Origin of the sequence: Bacillus sp. N447-1 (assembly GCF_022701035.1) — a bacterium.
Classification (GTDB): domain Bacteria; phylum Bacillota; class Bacilli; order Bacillales; family Bacillaceae_G; genus Bacillus_A; species Bacillus_A cereus.
On the sequence record NZ_CP065509.1, the window covers coordinates 595,106 to 615,114 of the forward strand.

A 20,009-nucleotide genomic window follows, 5' to 3' on the forward strand; every position below is an offset into this window, starting at 1 on the left:
TTAAAGGTGTGTTTTACTTACCTATTAAATTGTTAAATCCTTCAGACCATGATGGAAATAAAGGTGTCCATCCATACTCTTTACGTGCCTTATTATTGGAAGCTCCTCTTTCCCAACTATTTTTCCCATCTTGAACTTTAGGCTTATGTGCCCCTATCGCTGCTGCATATATTGGTAACCATTCTTTACTAGTTGCTGGATAATTATCTACAATATTTACGATTCCTGAAGGCCAATTAAGGGATAGCATAGTAGCTCTTGCAGCATCTTCAACATGTATAAACGAGCTTATCCCGTCTGATGCGATAATTTCATTATTACGAACTTGATTTGCTATTAATCCGTTTTCCGCATACCATGTTCCTAGTCCGTATAATGTGCCGTAACGAAGTATAACCGATTCAGGTAACTCAGTAACAGCTTTTTCTAATTTCAATATGCCATTAACAGTGACTTGCCGAGGCATAGAAGCAGTAATATGTAGTGAGTCTTTTTCAGTCGCAAATGTATCCCCTGGTTCATACGCCCATGAAATACTTTGAGCGATTATTTTCTGTACCCCTACATTTTTAGCGGCATCGACAAGGTTACGAGTGCCTTTTGTTCTAATTTTTGCATTATCCTCAAAATTCCATGATGACAATGACGTTAATTGATGAATAACTACATCGGGATTTGTTTCTTCTAATACAGAAAATACAGCCTCTCTATTAAGTACATCAGCTATTACTGGTATGGCACCCACCCTTTTCATTGCTTCTACTTGCGAAGTATTACGAATCATCGCAAACACCGTATGCCCATTTTTTATTAACATTGGCAATAAAGAACGTCCTATTACACCAGTTGCACCTGCTACAAATATTTTCATATATGTTCCTCCTCATTTAATAATCATAAATGTGACGAAACATTTGTAAGGTATGTGACAAATATTTGCTCATTTTTTTCGTTATTCATATGAAACATATACTTTTAATGGTTTAATTATCCCTAAACTCAATTCATCAAAGCATTGTATGAGTGAAGTATAATGTATTTCATGTTGAAAGATCTCCTCTATAAATGGTGTTTTTCCTATTTCTTCAAAAAACCAATCTGCATGTTTTTGATAATCGTATCCGTCACTTGATCCAATAATTTGCAATTCTTTCTGATAAAAGTTAGCAGTTAATGTTAGTTCTTCTATATTACCATCAGACAGTATACATATTTTACCATTAGTTTTAAGAGCTTTTTGCAAAGTATGGAACCCACTATTTGTAGCAGAACATTCGAAACCATAATTATATGTTTCTATTATTTTCTCTTCTGAATCATATATGTTTTTCGTACCAAACTTCTTTGCAAAATCTCTTCTATTTTTATTAGGCTCAACAACATCCACGTGCTCAATGCCTACATAGTATTTTAAGAAATAACAAGCGAGTAAACCAATAACTCCCATTCCAATTATAAGTACTTTTTCATCCTGTCGCGGGTTTAGTTTCAATACTCCTTTAGCGGCATCACATGAAAGAATAGATAATAAAGCAATTTTAGGTTGTATAGAACTAGGCACTCGAATTACTTTATGCGCCTTAACTATCCCTATCGTTTCATGTCCATAAAAAGAAACTACTTTATCACCTACGTTTACATGTGTTACTTGATTACCAACTTCAATCACTTCACCATAACTTTCATATCCAGTTTTTCTTGGATAAAAAGGATGCGGATCTGTAACATCGGATCCATTATACTGTGGTAACTCGGCCCCAATGCTTATCGATCCTGCGATTGTTTTAACGATAATTTCATCGTCCTGTATGTCCTTAATTTCATTTGTTTCCCACTTAAGTTGTTTCGCACCTTCTAAAACTAACTTATATTGTTCCATTCATATCCTCTCACTTTATAAAAATATATTCTCACTAAATTTCAAACAATGTATAATAGATTCATCCAAAATTAAAGCTATAGCGTTGGCTAGCACCCAACAGTGATAACATGATAATTGAATTTGATGGATATAGAATAAACGAGTATGTTATTGGCCGTAACTGTTCTATTAACGAATTAATAACGATGTATTTAAATGTAAAAATGAAGAGATATCTAATGAGGATCTGCTAAGCTTATTTTGTGTACGCTATCATTACAAAAAAATTCCAAAGTTACTACAAGAAGACGTCATAAGCAATGTTGTCATTGATTTAGATACGGACTATATTTATATCCCAAATAGATAACAGTAAACTAAATTGAATGATTAGTATTTACGATTCAGCTAAGTGTTTAATAAAATAAGTAATTGCCCAAATTAATGTCGCAAATTGAGTGACAAAATACATTGTCCATTCAAAGCCAGTCAATTTTCTCTCTCGTTTAACCTTCTTTAAGTATCTGTAAAATATGAATGTACTTAAAAACATAAGTAACAATGATAATTGTTGTAAATCATCGACTATACGTACCGCCATAGACTCGATCTCCTCCTATTCAAAATATAAATTATAATTTAATGATAGCATCTAACAGTAAAATATTACCATTAGTTTAACAAAACTTTAAAAATGTATAAGACTATGTATAAATACAACAATTTCCTAATCATAATTTTATAATTTATCTTTTAACGTTGAATTCTCAGCAGTTCATACTCAAACCAATCGATTTTATTATCTATTGAATTTACTGATAAAAAATTATTTTAATACCCATCTTTTTACCATTATTTAGGTTTTTAATGTGCTATTATATATTTATAATTAACAAGAAATAAGAAAGAAGGGGTTGTTGTGGAAACAAAGATTTTGGAAACTGAGAAAAAAATTGCTTCGAAATCTCTTTTGGCTTTTAGTTTATTAATTACTACCGGGATTGTATATCAAATTTTTGCGGTTTATTTAGGGGGGAATCTACCCCAATTGTTAGGAATACTTATTGAAGCTTTATGGAACCTTGTATTATGTGGAATTATAGGATACTATTTTTTAGGAAAAATATCATTAGAGCAATTTAAACATTTTCGTTTTAAAACTTTACTTTGGGGTGTGCCTTTAACTATTATCGTGGGTATGGGTTCCAGTTTAATATTCAGTTACATTTTTGAACCTGCAACTAAAAATTCTGTTGCTGAAGTAATAAGTATTTATATGATTTTATTCCGTATACCATTTATGTTAATGGGTGAAGAATTGATTTGTACTAATATAATTATTGCATTACAAAAATTAGGATTGAAATTTAGTACAGCATCCATAATATGTAGTTTATTGTTCGCTTTATGGCATATTCCAGCTTACGGTTTTGTGCCAATGCAATTATTAATAACTATAATCCCAGTTAGATTAGCACTAAATTATATATGGAAAAATTCAAAAAGTGTTTGGGTGAGTTGGATTTGCCACTTTATTTTTGATTGTATTTCATTTTTACCAATGCTTTTCAAATAACTATTTTGATAGTTAAGAGAAGTTCATTATTTGTGTACAGTATAAAAAATAGAGCACTCGGCTCTAGAGTGCTCTTAAAAATATTAATTTTGATTCAAAACATTCTCCTCAAAATAATTACTCCCAATATTTTGTTCATTTTCTAACGCTACTACTGTTTTTCCAGCGTATCTGTTGCCCCAGTCACAATTGTTACTTCCCTTTGTAATGGTTTCATTTTATTCAGCCTCATTTTTATAATTCAACTGTATAACTTTTGATATATGTTCTCTTTCATATTTCCTTGTGTGGACTCTGTTATTTGGAGTAACTAATTGCAACAAAATGTCATCACAAACACCATCCGCAATTTCAAATTCACCTTTTCATGTGAAATACTATGCATTTTATTTTTAATTGAATTTTCACATCTGCTATAGGTCGGTTATTTTAATCTACGATAATACCTTTTGAATACTCAGTAATTGCTATGCATTGATCATCTTCTTTATAATATTTCGTAACTACCAACGCTCCAATTACTATGGCAATAGCTACAAACAAGGTTATTATTTTTCGCCTCACAATAAACCTTCCTATACGTATTATTCTTTTTTAAATTGAAAATCTAAACGCCCTGATTGCTTGATTTCCTCAATTACTTTACGAATACCTTCTTCAATCTTATCTTCTTTTACATTCGAAACATTTAACTTTAACAGTTTTTCTTTAGGAAAATTCCTCATATAATTCTTATCAATAGTATCGACACTTATTTGCCTGCCACCTAATTTTTGTATAAGTGTTTCTGTAACTGTGTTTTTCTGCATTTCTAAACAAGTGTGTATTCCAAATGTGTTTTGTCTATTATATGTAAATAATGATGGATCTTCATTTTGCACTTTTTCTAATGTTTCTGCTAGTTTTATTGATCTATTATAGTAGGAAGAATTAATTTTACTTTTATGACGTTCAAACATACCGCTCTTTATATAAATTTCTAAAGCCGCTTGAGAAATCATCGGACTATCAATATCTAGTATCTTTTTGTATGTATAGAACGCATTTGCAATGGATGGTGGAATGACCGCAACTCCAACCCGTAAACCTGGAAAAATAATCTTCGAATAACTTTTCAAATATATGACATGACTACAATTATCCAAGCTATATAATGGATCTGCTTTTGAATCAGTTTCTAAATCTGCTAAATAATCATCTTCCACTATAAATACATTGTATCTCTTAGCCAATAGTGTGATTTTTTCTTTCTCATCTTTAGAATAAGACGTTCCAAGCGGATGATGATATCTCGGTATCGTATAGAAGAATTTTATTTTTCCGGTTTGAAATATTTGCTCCAATTCATTCAAATCGATACCTTCATTCGTACGTTTAATACCGATTACAGGAACTTTATTTATTTCTAGATAATCAATATACAGATGATATGTTGGTTGTTCAATTAATACAGTTTCATTTCCATTCGGAAATGGTATAGAAGTTAATATAGCAAGTGCCTGCTGAACACCTGATGTTATAAAAATATTTTCTTCTTTTGTAAAGACTTGATAATTTGCTAGTTGTTTTTGAATAACTGGTATTAAAGATGGTAAGCCTTTCGGCGTTCCATATACAAACAAATCATTTTTATACGTATCAATAGCCTTATTAATACAATGTTGAAAATCTAAATACGGAAAAACATCTGGATCTGGTGCTGAGGAGGCAAAATCAATTATCTCGTTATTTTCTATAGTACTCTCTGATTTTTTAACAACGTAGTATCCACTTTGAGGGACAGAATATATAATGTGACGCTTTTCTAATTCATGAAGCGCACGTATAACTGTTGCCTTATTACATTCATATTGCGTAACGAGTGACCGTATAGACGGTAATTTCTTTCCTTCTCTTATTTCTCCATTTTTAATCATATTTTCTATGTCGTTTAAAATATGTAAATACTTATACATCTTACACCTCCTTCAGTAATTCTATATTTAATTATATCGATTTTTCATTCATATAGCATTCATTCCTCAATTAGTTAATTTTCCGATCATCTATATCGTAAATCCCAATAGCATATGAATCATTTTCAATCCATTTCTTTACTGCTTCTGTTTTAAGTACAACTTCAACTTCTTTTTCTATTTTCTGTCCAAGTTCTCTCGCCCCTACTTCATCATCGCTAATCTTAGTTTTTATATCAATGGTAACAGGTTGATTCTTTTTATAATTTATTTGCTGAATACCAAACCCTTCATATCCATTTTTTCTGAATACGTCATCAAATATATGTCCAAAAACTTGATTCCATCTACTCTCTGCCTTTACAACTTCTCTATTTCTTTGAGTTATATTGATTTTATAAGACGTTACACCTTGTATCACCAATCTTTTATTAATATCATTTTTTATTTCGTTACTATCTTCGCTATCAGCAATCTCTAAATCTAATATTCTTTCTTTTTCATCTCTTATAGCAGCACTAAAAAAAGATTCCTCCTTTACCGCTGCTGTGGCAATATCCATCACTATAGAATCTTCACTTTTAGCATCTTCAATGTCATTCTCACAGGCACATAATAAAGCAAGTGGAAATAAAAATACAAGTAACTTCTTTCCCTTTCTCATGCAGCACCCCTCCATATATTTTCATTTACGATAAACTTTTTACTTTGACATATAAATACCTTCTTTAATTATTAAATTTAACATTATTTCACATTTACCCCACTTAACAAGGGAATTACAATTAATAAATAGAATATCTCTATGAATAAATACAAAGTGAGGGATATATAATGCAACGTGTAAATACGATTGATATTAGTAATGTACTACAATTGGAAAAAACTCTTTCGACTTTATTAAATAAAATGATTTCTTCAAAACTAGACCTTGAAAATTGGTTAAAAGAGCAGTCAAAAGTAATTTGGGACATCGAAGAACAATTAAGATCACATTACATCGCCTTTCAATGTAATACGGATGATGAAGAAATAAAGGATACTTTTGAACATGATCAACAATTTGTAAAGCCACTTTTAAAGCGATACCAAAATTTATTGGATAATAAATATTTAGAGTCACCTTTTCGAATGGAATTAGATTCTAATGTATATGGTTTATTAGATACAAAAATAAAAAATGCTCAAAAGTTATTTTGTGAGGAAAATATCGAATTAGAAATAAAGGAAGACAAATTAGTCACAGAGTACTTTGAAATCACTGGAGGATTAAGTGGAATTTGGGACGGAGAAGAAAAAACGATAACAGAATTACAATCCTATTTACAAGATTCGAATCGTGACACCCGTAAAAAGGCAAAAACCATTATTTCTGAACAATTTTTATCTGTTGAAAAAGAACTGCAAAACATATTAAATCAATTAATTGAAATTCGCCATCAAAAAGCAAAAAATATTCAACTAGAGAATTATCGCGATTATATGTTCAAAAAATACGAGCGTTTTGATTATTCAGCGATAGATTGCTATGAACTAGCTGAATCCATACGTAAGTATGTTGTGCCTCTTAAAGATAAAATATTGCTAGAGAAAAAAGATAAACTGCAATTGGATACACTTCGCCCGTGGGATGTATCAGCTGTAACTCCAGATCAAAAAGTACTTAAACCTATTGCAAATGAAAATGATTTAATTGAAAAGAGCACTCATATCTTTAATAAACTAGATGTTGAATTTTCAGCACTTTTAAACCGAATGTATAAACACAATTGTCTTGATTTAACAAGCCGCAAAGGAAAAGCAGCTGGTGGCTTTTGTGAGTACTTACCAGCTTCACAATTATCTTATATTTTTATGAACTTAAATTATACACAAGATGATATTGTCACTTTTATACATGAAATGGGTCATAGTATTCATAACGAACTCATAAAACCATTAAAATTACGACAGTATATAGAAATTCCAGCTGAAACAGCTGAGCTAGCCAGTATGACAATGGAGTTATTCTCGCTTAATTATTGGGATACCTTCTATACAGACAAAAAAGATTTAAAACAAGCAAAAATTAACTTCTTTAAAGATGTTATTTCATATTTACCTATTATGCTTATTGTCGATCAATTTCAACACTGGCTGTATGAAAATCCAAGTCATACTTCTAAAGAAAGAAATGAAAAATACTTACAACTTCAAAAACATTATCAGTCTAGCGTCATACATATTGATGGCTACGAAAACTGGATAGCAACGAGTTGGTTACCTGTACTCCATATTTTTGAAGTACCATTTTATTATATTGAATATGCGATCGCCCAACTTGGTGCATTACAAATGTATAAACAATATAAAGAGGATCCTAAGCAAGCGCTAGAAAATTATAAAAAGGCATTATCACTAGGAAGCTCGCAATCTATAAAAGACGTGTATGATGCAGCCGGTATTCGTTTTGATTTTTCTGGTGAAACAATTAAAGAACTAATGCTATTTGTAGAAAAAGAATTAGAATTACTTGAGCAATTATAAGAAGAAAGCTGCACCTATATTTTTGGTGTAGCTTTCTTCTTTATTTTATTAATCAGTTCTATGTACTGAGTATCTCCATATCCGATTGTAGGAAAAAGATGAAACAACTTCGTTAATAATTCTTGAGTTGATAAATCTTTATTTTTAGAAATGAATTTCATTACTGCATTATCTTCTGTTAACATTTCTAAAAATAAGTCTATAGCCTGATACATTACAGGTGGTACCTTATGGGAGGTCTTTTTATGGTTTACTAATACTTCATTGTATATAGAAGAATACTTCCCCAATTCAAGTTCAATTTGATTTACTTTAAATTCATCCTCTCTAAAGCTATTTAAGTATACCTTCCCTTCATAAACAGACTGTTCAAGGTGAGAAAGTATGGTAAGTAGGTTCATTTGACAAAACATATCTTCACCAAACCATAAAACAATACATTTATAATTTTTCGTAAAAAGTTTTTCTAACGGATCTATAACCTTTTTTGTATAACTTTCTACGGAACTGTTATGTCCTTCCGCTCTTGTTTTAATAAAATCCTCATCAAAAACTTGTGTAGTAGCAGGGTTCACACACATTGCCTCATTAAATGGTGCATAATCAGAATCACCCATTAGCTTTTCGTTTTTAAATTCTTCATACATAACTTGACCATTTAATATGTTAAGTACCTCTTTATCAAATAGCTCACTCTTCCTATCTCGTAACTGTTCAAACTCTATTTTTCTAGAAATATTCATTTTAAACGCCCCTTCTTTATTTAAATTTAGTTTAACAAATGATTGAATAGGCATTTTGTTAAGTTGATATTCTCTTGGATTCATTCCAAAAACATTTTTACATATTCGATTTAGCCGTTCCTATTTATAGTGCGATAGAATATTCATTTGCTGGAAATGGGAATATCGTTGACTATGAGTATTCTATTACAAAAGCACTATTTGAAGGCTGCCAAAAGGAAAATGAGCTACCAAAAGAGATGAAAGACAAGTTTCCGTTATTTATTAAATTAAAGGAGATTTTTGAATATAGCTTAATGCATATGTATTGGGATAAAGAAGAATTAACGGAGGAACAAGTACGGATTATGAACCTTTATAGGATGAAGATCGAAAATAAGAATACCTATATCAATATTTAAGAATGCTGTTGTTTAACTGCAAGGAAAATTTGGTTAAACAACAGCATTTATTAATTAGCTGACAGCCTTTTTTATGACTTATAAATACTGATTCAATAATCTTTTCAAATACACTTCATTTTGCGGTGATACTTTTTCAGAAAATCTAGCTGCAATAATTATAGGAGCCCATTGAAAAACTTCATCTCTTGATAAGCCGGTACGACTGCAATATATATGTAAATACATCTCAGCTAATTCTACCGAAGATTGTGAGTACAACAAATATGTTCGAAATACATCTGCGCGAATATCCCCTGAACTAGCATCTACCCAGTCTATAACTTTCACTTTCTCTTCCTTACTCAAAATTAAATTAAATGGATGGAAATCTCCATGACATAGCCTAAAATCAAATGTAATAGAATCTAATTTTAGTAATATGTTTTTCTTTTTGTTTTCATCCAATTTATGTACAGATTTAATTTGACTCTCTAACCTTTCCCTCATTAACTCCATTTCATCTGTATTTACATGTATAGCATGGATTTTTTTTTGCTCATTAACACAAAGGCCGATATAACGCTCTGCCTCATTTAAATTATTAAGCAGAAGATCACCAATGTTGTCCCCTTTTACATGTTCCATAATAATTGCCTGTCTATTTTGTATCTTTATTACTTCAAATACGTTTGGAACTGGCAGCCCGCATGAATACGCATATTTTTGTTTTTTTGCTTCATTCATAGACTCTGTATCTGGGAGGTAATCTTTAAATAATTTTACAACCTTATCATCAGTTAAATAAATTTCTGCAGTATTCCCTTTTGCAATTGGATTACCTAAAACCACTTCATTTCTCCCCTTAACATAAATTAAAATAACACCTTGTACTTCTCTTTAAATTCACTGTAACCCTAGCTAAAACCTTCTTCACGAATATACAAAAAACTTACCGCTTTTCATCCTTAAATAGAAAGCGGTAAGTTTAATTGTTTAGGAATATCAGAATGAAACTCAGATGTATGCACAATTGAAAATGTATATCCTTGCTCAATAAATGATACTTCATTACGTTTACATTCAAATGATACACTATTTTTCTTAAAGTTATTTTGGATTCGCTGTAAAAATGCGACGTCTGGTGTTCCGAAAGAAACGTATACTTTCGGTGATAGAGCTTTCATCGCGATTGGAATCCAAGGTCGCTGCCACCAAGTCGCGACGATATATGCAGTGCCACCTATAACAAAGTTAAAAATATCCCCATCTTCCATCGTTTTCATATTTAGATTTGATTTTAACCATTCCGTAAAAACAGGTACACTTTTAACAGGAAGACCAATTTCCCTTACGTATAAAATGTTTAAAGGTGAGTGTGGTACTAATACATCCTCTTTAACATAACTATGTGCGATAATTTCGAGTAGATTTCCATCTCCGTCTTTAAAGTATAAATTGAATAGACCATTCTCTTCACCAATTACATTTCCATTTTGCCATTTTACAATGAGTAATCCAGAGTCCTTTAACCATTTTGCTGTTTCATGGAATTTTGAATATGGAATTTCAAAAGCAAAATGTGCAGGTGCGATTGGTTCATACACTTCTTGAAAACTAATTGTTGTATAAGGTGTTACTTCAAATTGAATGAAGGATGCTGTTTCTTTTTTTATTGGAAAAGATAATATGTCCTTATAAACTTGTTTTACCCCTTCTATGGAAACCGTTTGTAGTTTTATATCTGATATATGTGTAATCACTTTACATTCCCCTCATTTCTTATTATCTATTCGTATTGTATTACACTTATAAATAGATAAAATCAAACGGAAGGATGGATTTTTCATATAGAAACTACAACTTTAGTATGAATATGTTGGCTCCAATTATTTTTTATTTCCGCTATAACAATTTCTGGTTTATCCCAGTGCAACATGTGTGTAGTATCAGGAATTACTTTTACTATACTGTCCGTTTTCTCTTTAAAAACATTTACTGTCTTATCTCTATAATCCGCCCAAACTTGTGGGACTGTAGCTCGAAGTAATACAATATTAGCCGGTAGCTTCTCATATATATCTATTGTTTCATCTTTATGCATACCTCTTATTATATTACTAGCTGTATTCCCCCTGGCATGCCACCATACTTTATTATCCATTTCGATCCCTAGATCCTTTACAGCAACTTCTAACAATGAAGACCATCTAGTATAAGCTTCTTTTTCACTTTTGAAAAATTCGTCCCAATTATTAAAAACATATTTATCAAAGTCCTTTTCATAATAAGCAATTTCTTCTTCCAACGTTTCTTCTCGAAGCCTTTTTGTTTGATATCCACCATCAATAAGAATACTTCCTTGTACTTTTTCTGGATGATTTAACAAATAAAATAACGCTACAAAACTTCCCCATGAATGTGATAGAAAATAGAAGTATTTGATTCTCAATTCATTTATTATTTCATTTAACCAATTTGCTAAATTGTGCATCTCATAATCTTCTGTTCTTTCAAATGGCGGTGTTTTACCATGTCCAGGTGCATCAACGGAGATAAATCTATACTCTTCTTTTAATTCCTCAGCAATTTCTATAAAACTTAAACTCGTACTACCTAATCCATGTAAACAAAAGATAACGGGCTTGTCATTATTCCCCCATTCAGTAATATGTACATTTATTTTTTCATTGCTAATATAGTAACGTTTCAAAACATTTATCCTCCATATTTTGATTTTTTAATTTACACTTTATTTATTTCTATTATTTTCAAGTATTTCCTGTATTCTTTTCACACAAAAGCTGCTTTTCTTTAAATGAAAAGCAGCTTTTACACTAAAATACATTATAATTTAACAGCAATAATCATAAATCTTTTGAATTCGTACGAATCCCTTTTTCAGAACTATACGTATCAATGAACTTTTGTAAAATAGTAAAATCCTCTTCCTGTTCTCCGAATCTAGGAATAATAGGGGTATGTTTTAATAAGAAAATGAGATCTTCAGACCTACTGTAATAATCAGTAACATCATATTCACGTACTTGCACGAGATCAAATCCTGCACTAATAAGTTCATTCATATAATTTTCTTTTAAAGTACCATCCCGTTCACCTAAGCATTGTCCTCTACCAAATGCTTCTTTCAGGTTTAATTTATCATTCTCACTTACTTGTTGTGTTAAGAAAAAGGCACCCTTTTTCATTACTTTCGCTAACTCAGATGCCAGAAACGGGGCATGACAACTTGAAGCAATATCAAAATGTGCATGTGGAAATGTTAAAGCTTCAGAACCCATTTGAAGAAACTCAACATTTTGTACACCTGATTTTTTTAAGTTAGAATGTGCCGTTGCAATCATGCCGTTAGAATTATCAATTCCAATCAACAATTTAGCTGATGATGCTATGTTAAGTACATTTTCTCCTCCGCCTGTACCAACATCAAGTAAAATATGTGATGGTTTACACCTTTCTTTTACCTCACTATAAAAGTCCCATGTATCTCCTACAGTTTCACATTTTATTTTGCTAAAATCCCATCCATTTAATCTTCCTACTTTATCATAGAAGCTTTTATACTCTAATTCGTTCATCTTATTACTTCCCCTTTGTAAAAATAAATTAAATATGTATAATAACCTACGACACTCTTTAATTATATATTATAAAATACAAATTATTAAAACAACATTTCCCTTCACACTACAAAAAGTTTACATAACATTTTTATGGTTTATCTTTATCTATATATTCTAAATGCCCTCTTCCCCAACTACACATACTATCCAAAACAGTACTGACTGTTTTTCCATGTTCAGTTAAGCAATATTCTACTTTAGGTGGTATTTCTTGATAAATTTCGCGTTTTATTAGTTGATCTTGCTCTAATTCACGTAATTGCTTCGCTAACGTCCCTTGAGATATATCTGGTATCAATCGCTTTAATTCACCAAAACGTTTCATTCCATCTGTTAGCAAAATAAACAAAATGAGTGACTTCCATTTCCCACCGATTATTTGTAATGTTGCTATTACCCCTTTTAACTTCGGTTCTTGTAAATCCATTTTTCTCACCTCTCCTCAGATATCATAAAGTGAAACTTTAATCAGTGGGGGTTTTGTTCATCCCACACTGATTATTAGTTGAACCAATCGAGCTTTTACGGGCAATTGATCTCTTACCTAACTTCCTTGCATTTTCCTAACTTTGAGGTGAGAGTTTTACTGCCCGTGAATGCCGGATAAACCATATTTAGAAATTTTTCCTATTACTTATCCGCATGTATAGCGATTAGTACGAAATTTGCGACTATGTACATATAAAGTGCGTACTTTTCACTTGCTCCCTTTTAGCGAATAATAAAAGCATAGCACAGTTAGTTATATTCTAAATTTTTTATTAAAGGAGTGGCTAAAATATGTCTATTACTACATTAAAAAATAGCCGTATTGTTATCATTGGCGGGAGTTCTGGTATTGGATTAGCAACAGCAACACAAGCAATTAAACAAGGCGCACATGTTATTATTGCCGGACGCTCGGAAGAAAAATTAAAAGTTGCTCGAGAAGTAATAAATAACAATCATCTTCAAACTTATATATTGGATAATCAAAATAAAGAGCAATTACAAAATTTTTTCAAGATAGTTGGGAACTTTGATCATTTATTCACACCGGGAGCCTCTTACACACTTGGACCGATTACCTCTACAGAGGAAATTGCTGAAAGTAGCTTCATCGGAAAGTTTTGGCCTCAATATTATGCCGTAAAATATGCAATTCCTTTTCTTTCAAACTCTGGATCGATTGTGTTAATGTCTGGTGCATTTAGTCAAAGACCACTTAAAGGCGCTCCTGCTTATGGAGCTTGCAATGGTGCTATTGAAAGTTTAGGGAAGGCTTTAGCTGTGGAATTAGCTCCTATTAGAGTTAATGTGGTTTCTCCTGGAACAATACAAAGAGAAAATGAACAAAATGAAAATAGACTAGTTGCTTACGAAGCTTATAAATCTCTTTCACTTGTACAACGAGCTGGATTTAATGATGAAATTGCACATACTGTCCTATATTTAATGCAAAATAGTTTTACTACGGGTAATGTATTATTTCCTGATGGAGGGTACACATACCATTAATTATTAAAAATTTAATGCCTCCTTGTATTAACTAGTATTAAGGAGGCTATTATTAACTAAAAAAGGGATATATTAATGTAGGATCTTCTTTCAAAAGTTCTGCTAACAACAATAATTGCGGAAAAGGTCATAAGATTAACTCTTTATCCAGCAACCCCTTTTGTTCTCAAATCATTCCGTCTCCTCGCATAAAAACCGCCCTAATTTCTATTCCCTACAATTTTATATAAAATCAATATTATAAAGTAGGATTCAACAACTTCTTACAGAATTCTATATTTAATACGTATTGGACGGATTATTTTCAAATTCCTCTATAAAAAAGGGAGGTCATATAATTGTGAAATTTGTACAAGAACGAAGATTAACTGTCAAGACAACTTTTTCAAAAGAATACAAGATTTTTATTTTTGGTTTACTCATTTCACGAATCGGGGATTCACTATATACTTTTGCACTGCCTTGGATTGCCTATCAATTAACTGGTTCAGCTGTAATTATGGGTTCTTTATTTGCTGTTAACGTATTGCCAATCGTTTTATTTGGCCCTTTAGTTGGTGTACTAGTTGATCGATATGATCGAAAAAAGTTACTTTGGATGGCGGATATTATCAATATTATTTTAGTAAGTCTCGTACCAATTCTACATGCATTACATCTATTAGAAGTCTGGCATTTATACGTAATTACTTTTATCTTAGCAGTTATGTCCATGCTTTTTGATGTAACAACAGTTACAGTCATTCCACACATCGCAGGTGCATCATTAACGAAGGCTAATTCTTTATATCAAATGGTTAATCAATTGGCTAGTTTGTTTGGTCCAATCATAGCTGGGCTTTTCATATCTTTTATTGGCGGCTTTCAAGTACTTTGGATTAATGTTCTTTCATTTATTGCTACATTAATTGCTGTGATTATATTACCTTCTATGAAAAACTTAAATAAAAAGAATACTGATAAAAAAACATTGCAAAATGTACTAAATGATTTGTTTGATGGATTTAAATGGCTCATAAATGATCGGTTAAATATAGCTTTGTCACTTCAAGCTATGGTAGGTAACTTTGGAGCAAGTGCTGTTTTAGGTGTACTTATGTATTATTTATTATCGACATTAAATCTTACCTCCGCACAAAGTGGTTATAATTATACTTTAATAGGAATAGGTGGGCTTTTAGGAAGCTTAATTGCCGTTCCTTTAGAAAAGAAATTTCGACGTGGTATACTTATTCCTTTACTCCTATTTTTTGGAGCGCTTGGATTAACATTTGCTTTATGGAGTACATATTGGCTTGCTCCTGGAATTGCTTTCGGAATCGCGATGACATGTAATATCACATGGAATACGATTGTTACATCAATTCGGCAGGAAACTGTTCCATCCAATTTGCAAGGACGTGTTTTAGGTTTTTCTCGTGTACTTACACGATTATCTATGCCATTGGGGGCATTAGTAGGTGGAATTATTTCAGCCTACAATCCTGTATTTATATTTGCTTTAGCTGCTTTTACTAAAATAATTGAAGTCTTTATTGCCTTATGTAGTCCGATACGAAAACTGCAAAGAGGAAAAATTATACATTTTGAGATATTAACAAAATAAAAAAAGGCATAAAACATGCCTTTTTTTATTACTTATTTGTTTATTGGATAACAAACTTCTGTAACCCACTTATTAGGATCCAATTCCATCGCTGGGCTCACATGATAAATATTAAACATCGGGCCTGCTAATTTGTAACCCTCTGTCTCAATCCATTTTGCCGCAGCCTCATTTACAGCTGTCATCTGTTCATAACTTCCATTAACTGTTATAGAAGCTACATTAGTCGATTCCATATTTTTAAATGTAACGTCTTTTGTATTTTCGTGCTTACCTAGAATACTTAGCTGTATTTCTATATCTACATCATTTTCTTTGTATTCATGATCATGGAAAACCGCAATACTATAACTCGGTTGGGCAATACTAATATTTTTCATTTGAATTTCTTGCATTAATACACTCCATAAATCACCTTCGCAATTATACGATGGAATAATCTTTCTAACACTAGCTACAGTTCTTTCTGGAATTTCTTTTATTGAAACATGATAATTCATCTCAACAACATCCTCTCTCATCGTTTTCATTGAGTCTTCGAGGAGACGTAATTGTTTTTGGAGGTTATTCATGTCTTCTTTAATTTGAGCACTACGATTTAAAAATTGCTCTTTTATGGTATCTATATTATCGCATTCTATTATTTCTTTGATGGTAGCAATATTAAACCCCATAGCTTTTAACGTTTGAATTTGATTTACTTTTTTTAATTGGTCTGCTGAATAAAATCGATATCCACTCTGCTCATCGACTTTTACTGGTTGTAGTAATTCCACTTTATCGTAGTGTCTCAACATTCGTATACTAATGGAAGATAGTTTTGAAAAATCCCCTATTTTAAACATGATTTCCTCCTATAAGTTACATCTACTTTGAAGCTCAACTTTATCTTAAACAATGACATTGTGTGAGGGTCAACTATTTTTAACGATTTAAATAACAATTTAACATGTTATATTTATATAATTAAAAACCTATATTCCTGTTTTTATGACTACTGCAATTGACAAATCCATCACTAGTTATTTTTCTCAAGACATTCATAAACCGCTATCATATCTCGTTTATCCAACTCACGTATGCGATTAAAAATTGGTATTTGTCCAACAGCTTCTGTTAATAAGCTTTCATTCACAACATCACTTACTTTTCCAGTTAACCACGTTTGTACATCCACGCCCTCAACAACTTCTTTTAACCCTTCGTCATTAATACCACTTGCATTACAAGTTACACATGGAATTGTTAGTTTAAAGACACCATCATGTAGATTATCTTCGGTTATCACTTTCTTACCTTTACAAAATGGACATGGATTACTCTTTTTAATTTTATTAATTTGGGTAACTAATTTTTTGTATCCAAACGCTTCGTATACATACGTAAGTTTTTTATATTTACCATTTGTGAAATACTTATCTATAATGGTTTCTCTCGTTTCATAAACATTAGGGAAATCACAAACAGTTACTTGATTATTAACACTAATGGATTCGATATTTCCTTTTATTTCGTTCCAGAATGGTAAGACATTTTGTAACACCATTTCATAGTTTGAAAAGCTTGCTTGTTCTAATTCAAACATCTTCAGTGCAACTTGTGCTTTTCTTGGCAATAAAGAAACATCTTCTGTCAATACCATATCGCCACCAACAATAGACTTCAATGTAACAAGTGCCGGTAAATCACCAACTGTTTTCAATACTTTATTAATAGGCTGATTGATTATTTCACGAATATCTACGTTACCAAATTTAAGTGGTTTATGATGATTTAAAACCGTCCCCTCACAAATTGGACATTTCATCATTTTTTTTGAACTCTTAATTTCTTCTTTAATAGGTGCTTTTGAAATAACAATATACCCACCAATAATTGTATTAAACCCTACCCATGTTCTACGTGTCTTTCCTTTTTTATCATAAAATGATTTTTCAAAATATCCGTACCAAAACGTATGCTTTTCTTCTTCTGACATATCATTATAGCTCTTTGACAAATCGTGACCAAGCTCATTTTTTATTTCTTCGAATAGAAATTCTATTTTTTCATGCTGATAAAATTTTAATACCTTCATGATTTCTGGATCGAATAGCCCATCCCAAAATGGAACACTTTTATCTTGAATGGCAATATCTTTATCAAAAACTTCAATTTGAAGACGTCCAGAACAAGATGGACAATGATTGTCCTGTGAATAGAAATCAAAACTTCTCGTATCTTTATTAATTGGATGAGCAGCTACAATATGATTAATTAATCCACCAATCTCATATAAGAAACTATATTGACTATATAAATGTCTTTCAAGATCAATAGCAATAACAGGTGCGATTGTATCAGATTCATATTCACCATAAATTAACCTAGCCATTGATGATAAACTTTTTAAAATACCGCCCTTATAAACATTTTCGGCATTTTTAAAATAGTTAATATGATTTTCTTCTAAATAGTGAACTCCTTTTTTCTGCTTAAGCATTGAAGAGATATTTATTTTCTTTGTGCTATTCACATTACTTTTTTGACGATAGTAATCCTCATGATTAACAACATCCAAATGCTCTACAGATTCATTCTGCCTTTTTCCAAAATCAACTATATAATCAGAGCTTTCTAACATGTAACGATTATGCTCAATCATAATGATAGAAACTGATTCATCTTGCAGAATACCTCTAATACTATCGATAAATTGATTTAAAATATTTTGTGATAAACCTTTTGAAGGCTCATCAAAAATGAATAATGTATGTGGATTTCTAGTGTTTGCAAATAATTCCGAAACTAAATGAACACATTGAAACTCACCTGTCGATAATGTTTGTGTTTTTCTCTCTAATGTTAAATAGCCAAGTCCTAATTTAATTAGTAGGCTCAAACGTTTATAAGCGATATCTTCATTTGGAAGTTCATCAATAATATCCTCAATCGAGCGCTCAAAAATATCATCAATGTCTTCACTATACTTTGTCAGTTTCTTTTTAATATCTAGGAAAGTTGCTACAGTTGATCGACTTGTAATTGATTGATTTCGGTCTTGTCCTACCATAACTAATTTATCTTTTGGATATCGTTTCAAAAAATCTGTAGCTAGACATTCGTTGACAAGTGTAGATTTCCCACATCCTGATTCTCCTGTAACTGTTACAAGCCTGTTTTTAGGAATTTGAAACTCAGCTATTTGGATATTACGGCAATATAAATCATAGAATGTATAAAATTCTGTTGGTATTTCTTTATTTCGATCCCACAGTATTGACTTTGGTCTTGGTGATTCTTCCACAATTTTCCCGCCATATTTTCCGCTACCAGGTCCAAAGAACAATTGCTCATCAGATGTATCTAGTACTGTATCTGAATGATCAATAAGCCAAATTTGATTTTTACACCCTAATCGTTTAATCTCTTCTAAAATTTGTAATAATGTTTCATGATCAAGTCCAACTGAAATCTCATCAATAATAATTACAGCATTTTCACTTACTGCCATGAATTCAGCCAAATAAAGTCGTGTTAACTCTCCACCTGACAACGTACCCATAATTCGATTTAATGTTAAATAACCAATGTTCATATTAATAATATTTTGCAGTATATGCTGTTTTTCTTCACTAATATTCAATTCTTTTGCTAGTGAAAGAATAGATTCAACACTTAAATCATTAATATTTGAAATTGAATGTGGCTTGGCCAACAAATCAATTTCATGTTGTTCAATTTCTTCACTATAACGTTTTCCCTTACATTTTTTACACTCAACATTTTTTGTAGTACCACGGCCTTTACAACCAGTACACCAGCCTAATTGATTATTAAATGAAAAGACCTCTGGAGAAAGATTAAATACTTCAGCAAGTTTTTCCCGAACCTCTGTAAAAACACCAGTATGAGTACCAATCGTTGAACGCGGATTAGACGAAATCGATGATTTTCCTAGAAAAAGTACTAAAGGCATTTCTTCCATCTTAATGGCACTAAAATTTGTTTCCATAATGTTAGGAAATAAATATTGATATTCAGCCTTTGGTAATAAAGAAACTAATCGTTTTTTTGATTCTTCACCAATTGTTTGGCAAAAAGTTGTTTTACCCGATCCAGATAAACCAGCAATTCCAAACGATTTATTAAACGGTATAGTTGCATCTAATTTATTTATGTTATTAGCAATTAATTGATTTACTTTCATATTAACCTCTATTCTTATTTATTCACAAAAGC

Annotated in this window: 17 protein-coding genes and 3 pseudogenes; 6 read left to right on the forward strand and 14 right to left on the reverse strand. The window is 31.3% G+C overall.

Going from position 1 to position 20,009, the window contains the following annotated elements:
- Window positions 1-13 precede the first annotated feature (13 nt).
- Window positions 14-871, reverse strand: coding sequence for an NAD-dependent epimerase/dehydratase family protein (locus tag IQ781_RS03030; protein WP_065212711.1), 858 nt, complete (start codon window positions 869-871; stop codon window positions 14-16).
- Window positions 872-952: 81 nt separating this feature from the next.
- On the reverse strand, window positions 953-1,879 hold the full coding sequence (locus tag IQ781_RS03035; RefSeq protein WP_000438854.1) for a zinc-binding dehydrogenase: 927 nt from the start codon (window positions 1,877-1,879) through the stop codon (window positions 953-955).
- Between the two features lie 110 nt (window positions 1,880-1,989).
- Here IQ781_RS03035 and IQ781_RS03040 point away from each other — a divergent pair.
- Window positions 1,990-2,231, forward strand: a pseudogene (locus IQ781_RS03040) (hypothetical protein).
- 27 nt (window positions 2,232-2,258) lie between these two features.
- On the opposite strand, the gene IQ781_RS03045 reads toward IQ781_RS03040, so the two are convergent.
- Window positions 2,259-2,462 carry a hypothetical protein gene (locus IQ781_RS03045; RefSeq protein ID WP_000290886.1) on the reverse strand — a complete coding sequence of 68 codons (204 nt, stop codon included), beginning with the start codon at window positions 2,460-2,462 and terminating at the stop codon, window positions 2,259-2,261.
- Window positions 2,463-2,780: 318 nt separating this feature from the next.
- On the opposite strand from IQ781_RS03045, the gene IQ781_RS03050 reads away from it, so the two are divergent.
- Window positions 2,781-3,437 (forward strand): CPBP family intramembrane glutamic endopeptidase, encoded by a 657-nt coding sequence (locus tag IQ781_RS03050; RefSeq protein WP_061457221.1) that lies wholly within the window; start codon window positions 2,781-2,783, stop codon window positions 3,435-3,437.
- 218 nt (window positions 3,438-3,655) lie between these two features.
- Here IQ781_RS03050 and IQ781_RS03055 read toward each other — a convergent pair.
- The 3 genes and pseudogenes from IQ781_RS03055 to IQ781_RS03065 form a co-directional block, all read right to left on the reverse strand.
- A pseudogene (locus IQ781_RS03055) lies at window positions 3,656-4,001 on the reverse strand (carboxypeptidase regulatory-like domain-containing protein).
- A 20-nt stretch (window positions 4,002-4,021) separates the two neighbouring features.
- The gene (locus tag IQ781_RS03060) at window positions 4,022-5,392 is read right to left on the reverse strand and encodes an aminotransferase-like domain-containing protein (RefSeq protein WP_000280110.1); all 1,371 of its coding nucleotides are present in this window, start codon (window positions 5,390-5,392) and stop codon (window positions 4,022-4,024) included.
- Between the two features lie 70 nt (window positions 5,393-5,462).
- A complete protein-coding gene (locus IQ781_RS03065; RefSeq protein ID WP_001225383.1) occupies window positions 5,463-6,056 on the reverse strand; it encodes a DUF4030 domain-containing protein in 594 nt (197 codons plus the stop codon).
- Between the two features lie 170 nt (window positions 6,057-6,226).
- On the opposite strand from IQ781_RS03065, the gene IQ781_RS03070 reads away from it, so the two are divergent.
- Window positions 6,227-7,918 carry a M3 family oligoendopeptidase gene (locus tag IQ781_RS03070; RefSeq protein ID WP_001190028.1) on the forward strand — a complete coding sequence of 564 codons (1,692 nt, stop codon included), beginning with the start codon at window positions 6,227-6,229 and terminating at the stop codon, window positions 7,916-7,918.
- A 14-nt stretch (window positions 7,919-7,932) separates the two neighbouring features.
- Here IQ781_RS03070 and IQ781_RS03075 read toward each other — a convergent pair whose 3' ends face one another.
- Window positions 7,933-8,745 carry a hypothetical protein gene (locus IQ781_RS03075; RefSeq protein ID WP_001069556.1) on the reverse strand — a complete coding sequence of 271 codons (813 nt, stop codon included), beginning with the start codon at window positions 8,743-8,745 and terminating at the stop codon, window positions 7,933-7,935.
- Between IQ781_RS03075 and IQ781_RS03080 the strand changes: the two genes are divergently transcribed.
- On the forward strand, window positions 8,736-9,062 hold the full coding sequence (locus tag IQ781_RS03080; RefSeq protein WP_139846806.1) for an aminoglycoside phosphotransferase: 327 nt from the start codon (window positions 8,736-8,738) through the stop codon (window positions 9,060-9,062). The genes IQ781_RS03075 and IQ781_RS03080 overlap by 10 nt on opposite strands.
- 78 nt (window positions 9,063-9,140) lie before the next feature.
- Here the strand turns inward: IQ781_RS03080 and IQ781_RS03085 are convergent, their stop codons facing one another.
- The 5 genes and pseudogenes from IQ781_RS03085 to IQ781_RS03105 form a co-directional block, all read right to left on the reverse strand.
- Window positions 9,141-9,893, reverse strand: coding sequence for an aminoglycoside phosphotransferase family protein (locus IQ781_RS03085; protein ID WP_000242836.1), 753 nt, complete (start codon window positions 9,891-9,893; stop codon window positions 9,141-9,143).
- A 116-nt stretch (window positions 9,894-10,009) separates the two neighbouring features.
- Entirely contained in the window at window positions 10,010-10,804 is a 795-nt protein-coding gene (locus IQ781_RS03090; protein ID WP_000627924.1) for a VOC family protein, read from the reverse strand.
- Window positions 10,805-10,887: 83 nt separating this feature from the next.
- Window positions 10,888-11,754, reverse strand: a complete 867-nt coding sequence (locus IQ781_RS03095; protein WP_139846807.1) for an alpha/beta fold hydrolase — start codon at window positions 11,752-11,754, stop codon at window positions 10,888-10,890.
- A gap of 134 nt (window positions 11,755-11,888) precedes the next feature.
- Window positions 11,889-12,640: pseudogene (locus tag IQ781_RS03100) on the reverse strand (class I SAM-dependent methyltransferase).
- A 133-nt stretch (window positions 12,641-12,773) separates the two neighbouring features.
- Window positions 12,774-13,112, reverse strand: a complete 339-nt coding sequence (locus IQ781_RS03105) for a winged helix-turn-helix transcriptional regulator (protein ID WP_000365536.1) — start codon at window positions 13,110-13,112, stop codon at window positions 12,774-12,776.
- A 353-nt stretch (window positions 13,113-13,465) separates the two neighbouring features.
- On the opposite strand from IQ781_RS03105, the gene IQ781_RS03110 reads away from it, so the two are divergent.
- Window positions 13,466-14,182: an SDR family oxidoreductase gene (locus tag IQ781_RS03110; protein WP_000029108.1), complete on the forward strand. Its 717-nt coding sequence runs from the start codon at window positions 13,466-13,468 to the stop codon at window positions 14,180-14,182.
- 340 nt (window positions 14,183-14,522) lie between these two features.
- Window positions 14,523-15,788: an MFS transporter gene (locus tag IQ781_RS03115; RefSeq protein ID WP_139846808.1), complete on the forward strand. Its 1,266-nt coding sequence runs from the start codon at window positions 14,523-14,525 to the stop codon at window positions 15,786-15,788.
- A gap of 32 nt (window positions 15,789-15,820) precedes the next feature.
- On the opposite strand, the gene IQ781_RS03120 is transcribed toward IQ781_RS03115, so the two are convergent.
- Together IQ781_RS03120 and IQ781_RS03125 are read right to left on the reverse strand one after the other, a co-directional pair.
- Window positions 15,821-16,633 carry a MerR family transcriptional regulator gene (locus tag IQ781_RS03120; protein ID WP_000472635.1) on the reverse strand — a complete coding sequence of 271 codons (813 nt, stop codon included), beginning with the start codon at window positions 16,631-16,633 and terminating at the stop codon, window positions 15,821-15,823.
- Window positions 16,634-16,806: 173 nt separating this feature from the next.
- The gene (locus tag IQ781_RS03125; protein ID WP_063219960.1) at window positions 16,807-19,977 is read right to left on the reverse strand and encodes an ATP-binding cassette domain-containing protein; all 3,171 of its coding nucleotides are present in this window, start codon (window positions 19,975-19,977) and stop codon (window positions 16,807-16,809) included.
- Window positions 19,978-20,009 lie beyond the last annotated feature (32 nt).

Bases quoted from the DNA above. Each gene is read 5' to 3' on its own strand.
- IQ781_RS03030 (WP_065212711.1), bottom strand. From the start codon at position 871: ATGAAAATATTTGTAGCAGGTGCAACTGGTGTAATAGGACGTTCTTTA.
- IQ781_RS03035 (WP_000438854.1), bottom strand. From the start codon at position 1,879: ATGGAACAATATAAGTTAGTTTTAGAAGGTGCGAAACAACTTAAGTGG.
- IQ781_RS03045 (WP_000290886.1), bottom strand. From the start codon at position 2,462: ATGGCGGTACGTATAGTCGATGATTTACAACAATTATCATTGTTACTT.
- IQ781_RS03060 (WP_000280110.1), bottom strand. From the start codon at position 5,392: ATGTATAAGTATTTACATATTTTAAACGACATAGAAAATATGATTAAA.
- IQ781_RS03065 (WP_001225383.1), bottom strand. From the start codon at position 6,056: ATGAGAAAGGGAAAGAAGTTACTTGTATTTTTATTTCCACTTGCTTTA.
- IQ781_RS03070 (WP_001190028.1), top strand. From the start codon at position 6,227: ATGCAACGTGTAAATACGATTGATATTAGTAATGTACTACAATTGGAA.
- IQ781_RS03075 (WP_001069556.1), bottom strand. From the start codon at position 8,745: ATGAATCCAAGAGAATATCAACTTAACAAAATGCCTATTCAATCATTT.
- IQ781_RS03105 (WP_000365536.1), bottom strand. From the start codon at position 13,112: ATGGATTTACAAGAACCGAAGTTAAAAGGGGTAATAGCAACATTACAA.
- IQ781_RS03110 (WP_000029108.1), top strand. From the start codon at position 13,466: ATGTCTATTACTACATTAAAAAATAGCCGTATTGTTATCATTGGCGGG.
- IQ781_RS03120 (WP_000472635.1), bottom strand. From the start codon at position 16,633: ATGTTTAAAATAGGGGATTTTTCAAAACTATCTTCCATTAGTATACGA.
- IQ781_RS03125 (WP_063219960.1), bottom strand. From the start codon at position 19,977: ATGAAAGTAAATCAATTAATTGCTAATAACATAAATAAATTAGATGCA.